General features: G+C 68.6%; 9 protein-coding genes. 4 read left to right on the top strand and 5 right to left on the bottom strand.

The annotated features are described in order from the left end of the window. The first annotated feature begins 51 nt into the window (after nucleotides 1–51). Nucleotides 52–669, top strand: coding sequence for a nuclear transport factor 2 family protein (locus NR810_RS08230; protein ID WP_257449842.1), 618 nt, complete (start codon nucleotides 52–54; stop codon nucleotides 667–669). A 16-nt stretch (nucleotides 670–685) separates the two neighbouring features. On the opposite strand, the gene NR810_RS08225 is transcribed toward NR810_RS08230, so the two are convergent. Further along, nucleotides 686–1480 carry a hypothetical protein gene (locus tag NR810_RS08225; protein WP_257449840.1) on the bottom strand — a complete coding sequence of 265 codons (795 nt, stop codon included), beginning with the start codon at nucleotides 1478–1480 and terminating at the stop codon, nucleotides 686–688. A gap of 98 nt (nucleotides 1481–1578) precedes the next feature. Between NR810_RS08225 and NR810_RS08220 the strand changes: the two genes are divergently transcribed. Continuing rightward, nucleotides 1579–1881 (top strand): mersacidin/lichenicidin family type 2 lantibiotic, encoded by a 303-nt coding sequence (locus tag NR810_RS08220; RefSeq protein WP_257449837.1) that lies wholly within the window; start codon nucleotides 1579–1581, stop codon nucleotides 1879–1881. A 56-nt stretch (nucleotides 1882–1937) separates the two neighbouring features. On the opposite strand, the gene NR810_RS08215 is transcribed toward NR810_RS08220, so the two are convergent. Beyond that, nucleotides 1938–2105, bottom strand: coding sequence for a hypothetical protein (locus NR810_RS08215; protein ID WP_257449835.1), 168 nt, complete (start codon nucleotides 2103–2105; stop codon nucleotides 1938–1940). Nucleotides 2106–2342: 237 nt separating this feature from the next. Between NR810_RS08215 and NR810_RS08210 the strand changes: the two genes are divergently transcribed. Further along, nucleotides 2343–2561 (top strand): mersacidin/lichenicidin family type 2 lantibiotic, encoded by a 219-nt coding sequence (locus NR810_RS08210; RefSeq protein WP_257449833.1) that lies wholly within the window; start codon nucleotides 2343–2345, stop codon nucleotides 2559–2561. 125 nt (nucleotides 2562–2686) lie between these two features. Here the strand turns inward: NR810_RS08210 and NR810_RS08205 are convergent, their stop codons facing one another. Next, entirely contained in the window at nucleotides 2687–4507 is a 1821-nt protein-coding gene (locus NR810_RS08205) for a fibronectin type III domain-containing protein (protein WP_257449830.1), read from the bottom strand. Nucleotides 4508–4647: 140 nt separating this feature from the next. Next, entirely contained in the window at nucleotides 4648–7851 is a 3204-nt protein-coding gene (locus NR810_RS08200) for an MSCRAMM family protein (RefSeq protein WP_257449828.1), read from the bottom strand. A gap of 71 nt (nucleotides 7852–7922) precedes the next feature. Here NR810_RS08200 and NR810_RS08195 point away from each other — a divergent pair, with 71 nt between their 5' ends. After that, a complete protein-coding gene (locus NR810_RS08195; RefSeq protein WP_257449826.1) occupies nucleotides 7923–8663 on the top strand; it encodes a class I SAM-dependent methyltransferase in 741 nt (246 codons plus the stop codon). Nucleotides 8664–8665: 2 nt separating this feature from the next. Here the strand turns inward: NR810_RS08195 and NR810_RS08190 are convergent, their stop codons facing one another. Further along, nucleotides 8666–14809, bottom strand: coding sequence for an Ig-like domain-containing protein (locus NR810_RS08190; protein WP_257449824.1), 6144 nt, complete (start codon nucleotides 14807–14809; stop codon nucleotides 8666–8668). Nucleotides 14810–14878 lie beyond the last annotated feature (69 nt).

The raw sequence follows: 14878 nt of genomic DNA, 5'->3' as shown, positions 1-14878 counted from the left end.
GCCCCCAGGGGGGTGGTCCATGATGCCCACCCCCGCAGTCCCGAGGTGCCCATGGACTCCGCCTTCAAGCCTCGCGCGTGGCCGCTCGTCGCGGCGCTGCTCTCCACCGTGACGGCTCCGGCGCTCGCCGCCGATCCCAAGCCGGCTCCCCCTCCCCCCTCCTCCCCTGCCCCGGCGGCTCCCGAGGCCTCACCCGCCACCCCTCCGGCCCCGAAACCGGAGGACGTGGCCACCCCGGAGGCGCTCGTGGCGGCGCTCTATGACGTCATCTCCGGGCCGAAGGGACAGGCCCGCGACTGGGATCGCTTCCGTTCGTTCTTCGCCCCCGGTGCGCGGATGATCCCCTCCGGCAAGCGCAAGGACGGCACCTCCGGCTTCCGCATGCTCTCGCCCGAGGACTACATCTCCACGTCCGGGAAGGTGCTCCTCGCGGAGGGCTTCCGCGAGCGCGAGGTGCACCGCGTGGTGGAGCGCTTCGGCTCGCTCGTGCACGTCTTCAGCACCTACGAGGCCTTCCGCGAGGGGGAGACGAAACCCTTCATGCGCGGCGTCAACAGCATCCAGCTCGTCCACGACGGCAAGCGCTGGTGGCTGCTGACGGTGGCCTGGACTCCGGAGTCGCCGGAGCAGCCGCTGCCCGCGAAGTACCTCCCTCCGTCGAAGGGCTGAGGCCGGAGGGCCGGGCTCAGAAGAGGAGCAGGAGCGCGTTCAACCCCAGACCCACCGAGGCATGGAGGGGACTGGCCCGCGAGGAGCCAACGGCGAACTCCAGGTGCCCGAGCGGTCCCGCGCACAGCTTCAGTCCGAGCTCCCCGCCATAGTTGAGCCCCTGTCCCAGAGGGGCTCCGGGAATCCCGCCGAGCATCACCCGCGCATACGGCACCGCCCAGGAGGAGGCGAAGTGCTGGTAGCCGATGAAACCGTTGAGCTCCGTCGGCCCGGTGCCGAAAGCGGCGTGAAAGCCGAGATCCAACCGGCGTGACAGGAGGGCCATCGGCTGCACGTTCAACGTCAGCGCGCCCCCGAGGCTCCCCGGGTAGCCCATCCGGTAGTGGTAGACGACCTCCACGGCGGGCTTGTCGATGGCGGGCGCGTCGAAGCGCAGCTCCCTGGAGATCTCCCGCTCCTGGGGGCCACCCCGTGCCTGGTAGAGATCCGCCAGGGCCTCGTAGGCCTCCGGGAACTCCTCCAGGTACGCCTTGCGGAGTGGATGCTCGGCGCCCTCCAGCTCGCCACGCTCCATCATCAGCCGGCCCTGCGTGATGCAGCTGGTGGAGATGCCTCCCTCGCAGGCCTGCCCGTAGGCGGCCTCGGCTTCCTGCTTCGCGCCCCGTTGGACCAGCTCGTCACCCCAGTCGACGCACGCGCCCGTGCTGCCCGCCGCACAGTCCTTCTGGGGGTGGTAGGCCGCCGGGGTCGCACAGGCCACCGTGACGAGCGGCAGCAGCGCGGCGAGACACTCGAGGGAGGAGCGTTCCATGTGGACGGGAGATTACTCCCTCGCCATCACACGCGACGCGAGCTGACTCCATCCTCCTGGGAGTCTCTCCAACGAGAGCCCCCGCGAGGAGGAAGACCATGAACCCAGAGACCATCATCCGTGCGTGGAAGGACCCGGCGTTCCGCGCGCGCCTCAGCTCGGAGCAGCTCCACACACTCCCCGAGAACCCCTCCGGTAGACCCATGACCGAGCTCGGTGATGAGGACCTGTCGGACGTCGTGGGTGGCGGCGAGCCCGTCATCACCCGCCCCCCCACCACCGTCCTCACCCGTCCCACCCTGACCATTCTCACTACGAAGGGAAGCGCCATCGACGCCTGTCCCAGTGCCCTCGGCTGCACCAAGACCATCTTGCAGCCGACCATCGTGGAGCTCGGCTGACATGTCCCACGGCTTGGCGGTCCCACCTCGAGGCCCGCCAGGCCCACGGGCACCTCCTACTTCAGCGAATCCAGGTACGGACGGTGGCTGTTGGTGAACTCGAAGTTGGCGAACGCGTCCCAGTTCACCGACCAGGACATCAGTCCCCGGAGGCTCTTGTTGTTCGCCGGATTGCTGCGCACGGAGTAGGAGCCGATCGGGATGCCCTTGACCAGGGCGTCCACGGCCTTTTGTACCTCGGCGGGCGCCGTGTAGCCGCCACCGGCATTGTCGCCGACAGCCCCGTCACCGTGACGCTCGTCCCCGTGGCCGTCGCCGCCGCGGTCGTCCCGGCGCCGATGAACACCTCGAGGAGCGTTCCATGTGGACGGGAGATTACTCCTTCGCCGTCACACGCGACGCGAGGGGACTCCATCCTCCTGGGAGTCTCTCCAACGAGAGCCCCCGCGAGGAGGAAGACCATGAACCCAGAGACCATCATCCGTGCGTGGAAGGATCCGGCGTTCCGCGCGCGCCTCACCTCGGAGCAGCTTCACACACTCCCCGAGAACCCCTCCGGCAGACCCATGACCGAGCTGGGGGATGACGACTTGTCGGACGTCGTGGGTGGCGGCGTGCCCCTCATCCCCATCGTCATCGTCCTGGCGGCCACCCTTCTCTATCCTGAACCTGCATCCTGACCATTCTCTGAAGTAGAGGGGTCCGAAGCCTGGCGGGCTCCGAGGAGGGACCGCCAGGCCGTGGGACATGTCAGCCGAGCTCCACGATGGTCGGCTGCAAGATGGTCTTGGTGCAGCCGAGGGCACTAGGGCAGGCGTCGATGGCGCTTCCCTTCGTTCAGCGAATCCAGGTACGGACGGTGGCTGTTGGTGAACTCGAAGTTGGCGAACGCGTCCCAGTTCACCGACCAGGACATCAGTCCCCGGAGGCTCTTGTTGTTCGCCGGATTGCTGCGCACGGAGTAGGAGCCGATCGGGATGCCCTTGACCAGGGCGTCCACGGCCTTCTGTACCTCGGCGGGCGCCGTGTAGCCGCCACCGGCATTGACGTTGGCCGGCAGCCCGATGACCACCTGATCCGGACGGAGCGCGGGGAAGAAGTTGTTCGGGTTCTTCGCCACGGGGAACCCGGTCAGCAGCATGTCGGTCATCGCGACGTGGAAGTCCGCGTTGCCCATGGTGTGGTACTGGTCGTCGAGCCCCGTGATGGGTCCGGAGTTGTAGTCCTGGACCTGGAGCCAGTCGAGGATGTCCCGGACCGCGTAGATCACCGGCAGGTAGGCGCCGGCCCGGTTGTCACACGAGGTGCAGGTCCCGCCGTAGAACGAATAGCCGAGCTGCACGAAGAACGTCTCCGGCGCCATCGTGAGCACGAACTTCGGGCCCACCCGGTCATGGATGGAGCGGATGGCGGAGATCAGGTTCTTGATGACGGGCGTCGTCGGATTCTTGAGGTCTCCATCCCCGCCGTTGAGCGACAGGGAGTGGCCCTCGAAGTCGATGTCCATTCCATCGAACCCGTACTTCTCGATGATGGCGTTCATCGAGCTCACGAACGCATCCCGGGCCGCGGTGGTCTCCAGTCGGACCTGGCCGTTGGCGCCGCCGATGGAGATCAGCACCTTCTTGCCCCGGCTCTTCAGGTAGGCCACGTCCGCCTTGAAGTCGGCCTCGGTGGAGTTGTACGGCGTGAAGCCGATCGTCCCACCCGTGGAGCCATTCGTCGGCTCGGCGAAGGAGACGTTGATCACATCCCACTTGGGCGACACGTCACGCAGGCGGATGAAGCCCGAGCCGTTGTCGAAGTTGTGCCAGTAGCCCACGAGGATCTTGCTCGGGATGTCGCTCGAGGGCGCTTCCAGCGTCTTCACGCTCACCGCGGTGCTGGCCGCGGACCGGTTGCCCGCCGCGTCCTTCGCCTTCACCGTGAAGCTGTACGTCGTGTTCGCCGCCAGGCCCGTCACCGTCACGCTCGTCCCGCTGGCCGTCGCCGCCGGAGTCGGCGAGCCGCCGGTGAACACCTCGTAGCCGGCGACGCCCACGTTGTCGATCGAGGCCGTCCAGGCCAGCGAGACGCTGTTGCTGGTCGCCCCCGTCGAGCGCACGGACGTCGGGGCGGTCGGCGCCTGGGTGTCGTTGCTCTGCGGATCGGTCGTCACGCTGTACGCGCTGCTGGCCGAGGACCGGTTGCCGGCCGCGTCCTTCGCCTTCACCGTGAAGGTGTACGTCATGTTCGCCGACAGCCCCGTCACCGTGACGCTCGTCCCCGTGGCCGTCGCCGCCGCGGTCGTCCCGGCGCCGATGAACACCTCGTAGCCGGTGACGCCCACGTTGTCCGTCGAGGCCGTCCAGGACAGTGAGACGCTGTTGGACGTCTTGCTCGTGGCGGTCAGCCCGGTCGGGGCGGTCGGCGCCTGGACATCCACGGAGCCGGTCTTCTCCAGCCACAAGGCGGGAACATTGGGCGGCTCCCATCCGGGCAGCGATTGATGTGGCTGGCGGCAGTCGTACGCCTTGCCTCCATAGGTGACCGAATCGCCAGCGACGTAGTTGATGTACGCCGCCCATGCGCCGCGATCGGCGGCGGAGGCCATGGTGGGAACCAGGCCCGTCATCAGAGCGGCCATGACCGCCAGGACGAGCACCTTCTGTCCCAAGCTTCTGTTCAGCTGACAAACGTTCACTGACAGCCCTCCCGTGGAAGACGGCGGCGTAGAGCGCCCGATCCATGGGAGGGCTGGGCCCGATTTTTCGGGTCAGCGCCGGCTCACTCTTCTTCGGCTTCGATCTTCCGCCACACGGGGCGCACCTCGCGGGTCAGCGTGCCCTGGGAGGAAATCTCCAGCTCCTCCATGTGGAACGGTGGCCCCTCCGCATCCGCCAGGATGAAGAGCGTGGCACGGCCTGGCGGGACATGGTGGAGCACCCACCACTCGTCCGACTCCCCTTCTCTACGGGCGGTCATGCTTCCACTGAGCGCCCGCTCCAGGTCGAAGTCTTTCGTGATGGGCGGAGCGCCGCCGGGCCGGATCCACACACTGCGGATGTCCTTGTGCTTCACCGTCAGCCTCACGGTGCCTCCGCCCTGCTCTCCCTCGAAGGTGAGGGACATCCGGCCGCTGGCCGGCACCTGCACACGCCGCGGGCGGAAGAAGAGGGAGTCGCCTTCCTTGAGGGGGCGCAGCCTCACCGTGTAGTTGCCCGGCTTCAGGCCCGTCAGGACGTCGGTGCCTTCGGGGGCGTAGATGCCCCTGCCTTCGCCCTCGTCCCCTTCGAAGTCGAGATCGGCTCCCACGGGACGGCCTCGGGTGTCGAGCACGCGCACCTCGATCCGAGCCCCCGCTTCCAGCCGCACGGTCACCTCCTCCGTCCGGGCATCCAGGGTCAGGCGCCGCGGCCAGTGCCCTTCATCCTCCACCAGGAGGATGAGGGGCCGGGCCTCCACGGAGGGCAGCTCGAAGGTGCCATCCTCCTTCACCTCGACGGCCTCCCAGACGCTCGGGGTGGGCTTCGTGGACTCCAGGGCCGCGTCGGTGAACCGGAGGCTCGCACTCACGGGTTCGGACGTCTCGGCGTCCAGGACACGGCCCCTCACCCTCCGGCCCGGGCCCATCCGGATCTCGCCCAGGTCCACGTCGATGCCCTCGCGCACCGGCACCGGGCGCCGCACCTGCGCCATGTCCGGCGCGGTGAGGAGGAGCGTCTCGACACCGGATGCGGAGAAGGGCACGGCGAAGACTCCGCCCGGGTCCGTCCGGAACTCGCGGTTCACCTGGAACCGGGTGATGGGGGCGCCCGTCGGGCCGACGAGCCTTCCGCGGATGTGCCCCAGGCGCTCCAGGACGAGGCGGACCTCCTGAGTGCCCGCGCTCACGCGGGTGGCTTCATCCCGCGGCCGATGGCCCTCCTTTCTGGCGGACACGTCGTACGCATCGGCCACCAGGTGGCGAAGCGTGAAGCGTCCATCGGGGCCCGAGCGCACGTCCGCTGGCGCATCGGTCGAGATCTCGATGTACCCATCATCCTGGCGCCAGGGGGGCTGTGAGGACGCGAGCGCATGGATGACGGCTCCGGCGATGGGTTGGCCCGCGCCATCCACGACCACTCCGGACAAGGTCCGCCCCGTCTCGAGCTGAAGGGAGACCTCCACCTTCCCCCCCTCCTTCACCTCGATGGGACGCGCCGCCGAGCACTCGACGCCAGCCACTCGGAGCGTCGCCTCCAGCATGTAGCGGCCCGGCTGGACCGCCTGGAACAGGAAGCGCCCCTCCTCGTTCACCGCCACCCTCCCCACGGCACCGTTCTCCCCTTCCAGGTCCCACAGCGTCACCGAGCCCCGGGCGAGCGGGATGCCTTGGGGATCCGTGAAGGTTCCCGACACCGAGCCGCCCCGGCGCACGACCCACCGGATGCCCTCGGCGGGCACCTGGACGAGGAGCTCCTCGTCCAGTACGGACTCGTCGCTGGTCGTGAGCAGGTAGGCGCCCGGAGCGGCGGAGTCGATCACGAAGCGGCCGTCCGCGCCGGACGTGGCATGAGCCGCCATGTCGCCGTGCCTCGGGTTCCGGCGCCCGGGGTGCCGGAGGGAGAGCGCGATGTGCGGAAGGGGCTGCCCACCGGTATCGACCACCGTCCCCGACAAGGAGGTGGCCCGCTCGAGCGTGAAGTCCAACGGCCCCATGCCCGGCTTCAAATCGTGATTCTCCAGGTCGTACAGCCGCCGGTACCGCTCCGCTTCGATGCGGAGCTCGTGGAGGCCGGGTGCCAGGGGGCCGGCCCGGTAGCGCCCATCCGGGCCCGTCCGTGTCGTCTGTTCCCAGCCGAGCGTGTCCTCATGGATCACGCTCACGCGAGCGCCGGGCACCGGGAGCCCCGCTTCCCCGCGGATTGTGCCCTCCAGGAAGAACGCCTCGCCCAGGTGGAGCACGACCTCGCCGGGCCAGGGGGAGTCCTCCTCCAACACGAGCTGCACGAGGGCGAAGCGCTCCCCCTGCTCCGCGGTGAGCCTGTACTCGCCGGTGGGGGGCAGGGGCTCGAAGAGGAAACGGCCCTGCCCGTCCGTCCGCACGCTCCCGGCGCCGCCCTGGATCGGGAACCGGGATTCCAGACGCACCTCGACGCCCGGCACGGGGGCTCCACCGGACAGCACGCGGCCCGTGAGGCGGCGCGGGCGGAGGAGCTCCAGCCGTGACTCCGGCCCGTACAGCATTCCCGAATCGGCGAGCCGGGGCATCCAGCCCTCCGCGCTGATGGCGAGCAGATAGCTGGACGCCGGGAGCGGGCCGATGCGGAACTGGCCGTCGGCACCGGTGCGCGTTTCGAAGTACCGGGTGTGTCCCGCGTGGATCACGAGCACCCGCGCATCGGCCAGGGGGGCCTGCTCGCCGACGACGGTGCCCTCGAACGTGACGCCCTCCTCGAGCCGCAGCTCCACGCCGTCCACCCCCGCGGGCACGCCGGTGCGCACGACCGCGCCGTGCTCCGTCAGGACCCAGAGCGCGAAAGCACCCGGCGACAGCCCTTCGAGGACGAAGGTGCCGTCCCCCGCCGTGACGGCCTCCGCGTGAACGGGCGCCTCGCCCTCGTACATGTCCACGAGCTCCAGGATCCGCGGATTGGATCGAGGCATGCACGCGATGATCCGACTGACTCCGGCTGCTCCCGGGTCGAGGTCCTCGTGCGGCAGGCACGTCAGCTCCGAGAGGGTCCGTCCCGCCTCGGGCCGCGACGCGGAGACACGCACGCCAGAGACCGGGCCCCGGTCATCGAGCACCACGCCACGGATGCGCAGAGCACCGCTCGAAGGGAGCACGGGGGCGGTGCCGAGGCGTCCCGGCCGCACACCGGGCGAGCTGGGGCCTGACGGAGACACCGCACGCGAGGGCTCGGAACGAGGGCCCTGGTGAAAGACGAGTCCCACCACGAACAGGAACCCCGCGACCGCCACGACCCCCAGTACCCATCCGCGCATGTGTGTCTTTTCCGGCACGGTGGCGAGGATAGCATTGGCCCTCCGCTCGTGTTCTCTCGAAGGGGGCCGTCATGAAACTCTACGAAGAGCTGGCCGATTGGTGGCCGCTGGTCTCGCCTCCGTCCGACTACGCGGAGGAAGCCGCCGAGTACATCCGGCTCCTGCGGGCCGCTGCGTCCGGGCCGCTGAAGGAGGTGCTCGAGCTGGGCAGTGGTGGTGGCAACAACGCCAGCCATCTCAAGAAGGAGCTCTCGCTCACCCTGGTCGATCCGTCCGAGCGGATGCTCGAGGTGAGCCGCGCGCTCAACCCCGAATGCGTGCATCATTCCGGCGACATGCGGACCGTGCGCCTGGGCCGCGTTTTCGACGCCGTGTTCGTGCACGACGCGGTCGACTACATGATCACGGAGGCCGATCTGCGTGCGGCGCTGGAGACGGTCGCCACGCATCTGCGGCCCGGAGGGGTCGCGCTGGTCGCACCGGATGCCACGCTGGAGACCTTCGAGCCCGGCACGACCCTGGAGGGAGGAGACGAACCAGCGGCTCCGGACGGGCGCTTCCGCTCGTTGCGCTACATGGAGTGGACGCTGCCGCTGGAGCCAGGCGTGACCTTCGTGGACGTCCACTACGCGCTGCTGCTGCGTGAGCGGGATGGAAGTGTCCGCGTCGAGCACGACGCGCACCGCGGCGGCGTGTTTCCGCGGGCGACCTGGCTGCGGCTCTTCGACGAGGTGGGGCTCGACGCGCGGCTCGAGCCCCGGATGATCGAAGACACCGAGTACGACACCTTCGTCGCGGTCAGGCGCCGCTAGCCTCAGTTCACCTTGACGGAGATGGGCGCCGAGGTGGTGACGTTGCCGGCCGCGTCATGGGCCCTGGCCGTCAGGGTGTGCGTCCCCTTGGACGCCAGCAGGACGTTCCAGCTCACGCTGTAGGGCGCCGTGGTGTCCGTGCCGATGACGGTGCCACCGTCGTAGAACACCACCTGGGTAACGCCCACGTTGTCACTGGCACTGGCCTGGAGGGTGGTGCTCAGTGACAGCGAGGAGATCGTGGCCCCATTGGCCGGAGAAGTGATGGCCACGGTGGGCGCGGCGTTGTCCACCGTGACGGTGCGGCCTGCGGACACGGTGACGTTGCCCGCCGCGTCGTAGGCCCTCGTGGTGAGGGTGACGACACCGCCATTGGCCACGGCCGTCGTGTCCCAGCTCACCGCGTACGGCGCCGTGGTGGCCGTGCCGAGCAGCGTCGAGCCCGCGTAGAACTCGACTCGCTCCACCCCCAGGTTGTCACTGGCGGTGGCGCTGACCGGGACGGTTCCCCGGACGGAGGCGTTCTGCGCCGGAGCGCCGAGGGCCGTCGCCGGCGCGGTGTTGTCGATGGTCACCCCCACCCCGGCCGAGGTGCGGATGTTGCCGGCTTTGTCATAGGCCTTCACCGTGAGCGTCTGGGCCCCATCCGCCACGGTGGTGCTGTTCCAACCCACCGAATAAGGCGAGGTGGTGTCGGAGTTGATCAGCGTCGTGCCCCGGTAGAACTCGACCTTGGAGACCGCATGGTTGTCGCTGGCGGTGGCCGTGAGCACGACAGAGCCTCGGAGGAACATCCCCTGGGTGGGTGAGGTGAGCGCCGCATCCGGCAGGACGTTGTCGGTGGTCACCGCGACCGTATTGGAGGTGCCGACGTTGCCCGCGCGGTCGTAGCCCTTCGCGGTGAGCGTGTGGGCCCCGTCCGCCACGGCGGTGCTGTTCCAGCTCACCTCATAGGGCGCGCTGGTGTCCGTGCCGATCAACGTCCCGTCCGCGTAGAACTCGACCCTGTCCACCCCCGAGATGCTGTCGCTGGCGGTGGCGCTGATCCGCACGGCGGCCCCACCGACCAGGGCGTTCTGCATCGGTGAGGAGATGTACGGCCCCGGCCCGGCGTAATCGACGATCACCCCTACCCCAGCGGAAGTGCGGACGTTGCCGGCGATGTCATAGGCCTTCACCGAGACCGTATGGGGCCCCTCTCCCTCGACCATGGTGAACCACTCCACCGAGTAGGGCGCGCTGGAGTCGGACCGGATCAGCTTCCCATCCACGTAGAACTCGACCCTGGAGACCGCCTGGTTGTCACTGGCGGACGCCTCGAGCACGGCGTACATCGGGAGGAACATCCCCTGCGTGGGGGAAGTGAGCGCCACGTCCGGCGGGGTGTTGTCGACGTTCACCACGACCGCGGGAGAGGTCCCGGCGTGGCCACCGATGTCGTAGGCCTTCGCGGTGAGCGTGTGGGCCCCATCCGCCACGGTGGTGCTGTCCCAGCTCATGTCGTAGGGCGCGCTGGTGTCCGTGCCGATCAGCGTCCCATTGTCGTAGAGCTCGACCCGCTCCACCGCCTGGTCGCTGGTGACCGTCGTGGCCAGAGAGACCATTCCCCTCACCCGCGCATTGTTGGCGGGAGCGGTGAGCATCACCTCTGGGTTCACGTCCACCGCGAAGGCCACGTCGTCATGGTCGTCCAGGGGATCGAAGCTGCACGCCGAATTGCTGGAGCCACCCGAACGCAACTGGGCGCGCACCGCCTGCAGGAAGCCCGCGGGCAGGACGTATTCCGTCGAGAGCACCTGGGTCCCCGTCGTGCCCGGCCGCAACGTGGTCAGGTAGGTCCACGAGGGATTGTTGGCATCGCTCGCGGAGTACAAATCGAGCGCATCCCTGGATGTGTCGAGGATGCCGGCCTGGACCTCGATCCGGACGCGCCGGCCCCGGGCGAAGAGCGCTCCATCGACGACGGTCACCTTGATCCGCTGGATCTGATGTCCGGTGCCGCTGTTTCCCGCACCGTCGGCACAGGTCCCGTTGATCGTGTTGGGCCCGTTGGACTCCAGGGAGGACCGGCCACTCACGAGGGTCGTGGTGTCGCAGACGTTGTTCGGCGTGGCGCACTTCGGCACGCGGAGCACGGGATCGTACACGGCCGCGCCGGACTGGTTCGTGGTCACCGTCACCCCGGCGCTCGTCGCCAGGTTGTCCAGACGGTCATGAGCCCTGGCGGTCAGGGTGTGACTCCCGTTCGCCCACGCGCTGGTGTCCCAGTCCACGGAGAAGGGAGCCGTCGTGTCGCTCGCCAGCAACAGCCCGTCCACGAAGAACTCCACCCGGGCCACCCCGGAGGCATCGGTGGCGTTCGCCGAGATCGTCACCGGCCCGACGATCACCGCACCACTGGTGGGCGCGGTGATCGAAACGGAGGGCGGCGTGAGCTCGGGCACGGACGTCACCTGCACCGGCGCCGAGGTCCCCATGTTTCCCGCCGCGTCATAGGCCCTGGCGGTCAGGACGTGGTTCCCACTCGCCATCGAGCCGCTGCTCCAGGACACGGCGAAGGGAGCCGTCGTGTCGCTCCCGATGAGCGCGCCGTCCACGAAGAACTCCACCCGGGCCACTCCCAGATTGTCCGTGGCGTTCGCGGAGACGCGCACGGACCCGGTCACCTTGATTCCAGGGGCGGGCTCGCTGATGGCGACCACGGGTGCCGTGAGGTCGTTGTCCGTCGTCACCGTCACCGGCTGCGAGGCCGTCACGTTTCCAGCCAGGTCTCGTGCCCGGGCCGTCAGCGTGTGGCCACCGTTGGCGACACTCCGGGTGTCCCACTGCACGCCATACGGCTCCGTGCCATCCGTCCCGATCAGGGTCTGTCCGGCATGGAAGTCCACGGCCACCACGCCGAAGTTGTCGCTCGCCGTGGCCGACAACGTGACGGTGCCGGTCAGCGTCGCTCCATTGGAGGGCGCGGTGAGTGAGACCTGCCCCGGGGGAACCGGGTCCGTCTCCTGGGCGACCACGAAGGCCAGATCGTCGCGATCGTTGAACGAGGCTTCCGTCGGGGACTCGGCACAGGCTCCGGGGCCATTGACCAGGTTGAAGGCCGCGCGCACCGCCTGCAGGTTGCCCGCGGGCAGGACGTACTCCGTGGACAGCGTCTGCGGGCCCGTCACCCTGGGCCAGAGCGTGGTGATGTACGTCCACGAGGGGTGGGTCGCATCCGTCGCGGCGTACAGATCCAACCTGTCATAGGCCAGGGACAGGGAGTTATCGACCACCACATCGACGTCGATCCGGACCCGCTTTCCAGCGGCCAGGGCCGTCCCATCCTCCCGGCTCACCCGGATCCGGGAGACGGACTCGGCTTGCGATTCGGTGCGCGCACCATCGATACACTCGTCCAGGGTGTTGGGCGCATTGAGCTCGGGGCCGTAGTAATACCCTCGTCCCTTGATCAGGCCGCGGGTGTCGCAGAACGGCATCACGGTGTCACACAGGGGCGCCGTCAAGACGGGATCGTAGCGTGCGTTGCCCGCGTTGCTCGCCTCGATCGTGATGGGCGCGCCCACCGCCGACTGGCCCGCCCCGTCATACGACCTGACGCTCAGCGTGTGGCCGCTGTTGGACACGCTCACCGAGTCCCAGGCCAGGGCGAACGGAGCCGTCGTATCCGTCCCCACGAGCGCACCGTCCACGAAGAACTCCACCCGCGTCACCTGCCGGTCGTCGCTGGCGGCCACCTCGATGGGAACGATGCCGCTCACGGTGGACCCGGCGGCGGGCGCGGTGATGACGGGCGTGGACGGTGGAGTGAAGTCATTGTCCACGAGCACGTTCACGGTGCTCACCGAGACATTGCCGGCCACGTCGTAGGCCCTGGCGGTGAGAGGATGGGGACCGTTGGACGACGTCCGGGTCGCCCAGGTCCACGCGTAGGGGGCCTGGGTGTCCGTCGTGAGCAGGGTCGAGCCCGCGTACAGCTCCACGCGCTGCACGGCGAAGTCGTCGCTCGCCTCCATCCGCACGGTGACGGAGCCGTTCACCGTGGAGCCCTCCACCGGCGAGGTGATGGCCACGGTGGGCGGCTCGGCGTCCGGCTCCTGGCCCACCGCGAACACGAGGTCGTCATGATCGGTGCTCCAGCCGCTGCGGACGCAGGGCTTGGTGGAGGAGCTCATGTCCTCGGTGAGCACGCCCCGGATGACCTGCATCCCGCCCAGGGGAAGCAGGTACCTGGCCGAGAGGATTTGACGACCGTTCCCCGGCCACAGGGTCGCGACATGGGTCCAGACGGGATTGCTCGCGTCGGCCGCGGCGAAGAGCTCCAGGTGCTCGTAGGTCGCGTAATAGGGACTCTTCTTCACATGGATCGTGGCCTGGATCGTCACCTCCTTGCCTTGCTGGAAGGTGGTGCCATCACTCGGGAAGACGAGGAGCCGCTCCAATGAAGGGCTCTCGAGGTACGTGCCGCCCTGCCCGTCCGCGCAGAGGCCGCCCAGGGTGTTGGGATGGTGGAGCTCGGGGCCGGTGCTCCCCCGTCCCTCCAGGAGCCGTCCCGAGTCGCACCTGCTGCCCACGGCCGTACAGACAGGCGCTCCCGTCGCGGGCTCGAACAACGCCTCCCCGGCGTTGGCGAGCGTCACCTCGACCGGGGCCCCCACTCCCTGGTTGTAGTGGATGTCATGGGCCCGGGCGGAGAGCACCACCGGACCATTGAGGGTGGTGAGGCTGTTCCACGCCAGCTCATAGGGCGCCGTGTCATCCGAGCCGATCCGTTTGTCGCCGAGAAAAAACTCGACCCTGGCGATGCCCGATTCATCCGTGGCGGTGGCGGACAAGGCCACCGTGCCATTCACCGTCGCACCGGCAGCGGGCGCGGTGAGGAGGACTTGCGGCGCGGTCTGATCCGGCCCGTTGCCGCGGGCGTACAGGAGCCGGTACGAGGAGGAGTTGGAGGAGCCCGGGTACATCACATCAGGCATGGCGCGGGTCGCGAGCTCGGTGGAGACTTCCGCGGGCGTGGCCTGGGGGTGGGCCTCCAGGTAGAGCGCCGCCACACCCGCCACATGCGCGGCCGCCATCGACGTGCCGTCGAGCGTGTTCGTGCTGGTATCGTTGGTGATCCAGGCCGAGGGGATGTCCGTGCCGGGCGCGTAGAGGTCCACGCAGTCGCCACTGTTGGAGATGGAGGCCACGGAGTCGCTGGAGTTGCTCGCCCCGACCGCCAGCGCGGCGGGAACCCGGCCAGGGGACATGAGGCACGAGTTCAGCGAGCCCGTCTTGCCAGCCGAGACCGCATAGGTGACTCCGGCGTTGATGGAGCGGATGACCGCGTCGTCCAGCGACGTCGTCGTGGAGGTGGCCAGGCTGATGTTGGCCACCGCCGGCTTCACATGGTTCGCGGTGACCCAGTCGATGCCGGCGATCAGATCGGACACATAGCCCGCGTTCTCGCAGTCCATCACCCGTACGGAGTGCAGGGTCACCCCCTTGGCCACGCCATACGTCGCACCGCCGATGATGCCCGCCACGTGCGTGCCGTGGCCGTGGCAATCGTTGGAGCCGTTGCCGTCATTGAAGGCGGTGAAGCCAGGGACCGCACGCCCACCGAATTCGGAGTGGGAGAAGCGTATGCCCGAGTCGAGGACGTAGACATGCACCCCGCTGCCGGTCTCGTCGTACTGGTACGTCCCGTCCAGGGGCCGTTCCCTCTGATCGATACGGTCGAGTCCCCAGGGAGCATTGGACTGCGTCCCCATGGGGGTGACTCTGGAGTCCTCCTCCACGTAGCGCACGCGAGGGTCGTTGCTCAGCTTCAGGGCGGCGGACTCCGTCATGGTCACGGCGAAGCCCTGGAGGGCCCGGGAGTACACGTGCTGGACGGAAGCCCCGTGGAGCGCGGACAGCTGGGTGGCCACCTGCCCCACCACCTGGGCCTGGACCCCGGTCTTCTCTTCGAGGACGACGATGTAGCGGCCGGGCACGGCCTTGTCGGTCTTCAGCAGTCGGCTGCCCGCGACGAAGGCCCGGGTCGCCCGGGCCGTCTCCGTCTTGCTCGAGGTCTCGGCCTCGTTCGTGCGGTCTTTGGATGTGGGCTCACAGGACGCGAGCACGAGTGCCGCCGCGAGCAGTGTCACCAGGCGCTGCATGGTTCCCCCTCGAAGGATCAAAACTTCTTTCCTGGGTTATTGAATAAATCCAGGAAAATTGGATCGCTC

Source organism: Archangium lipolyticum (assembly GCF_024623785.1).
In the GTDB taxonomy this organism is placed as follows: Bacteria; Myxococcota; Myxococcia; order Myxococcales; family Myxococcaceae; genus Archangium; species Archangium lipolyticum.
Note: the sequence above shows the minus strand (reverse complement) of the source record. Positions and strands in the feature narration are given on the sequence as shown.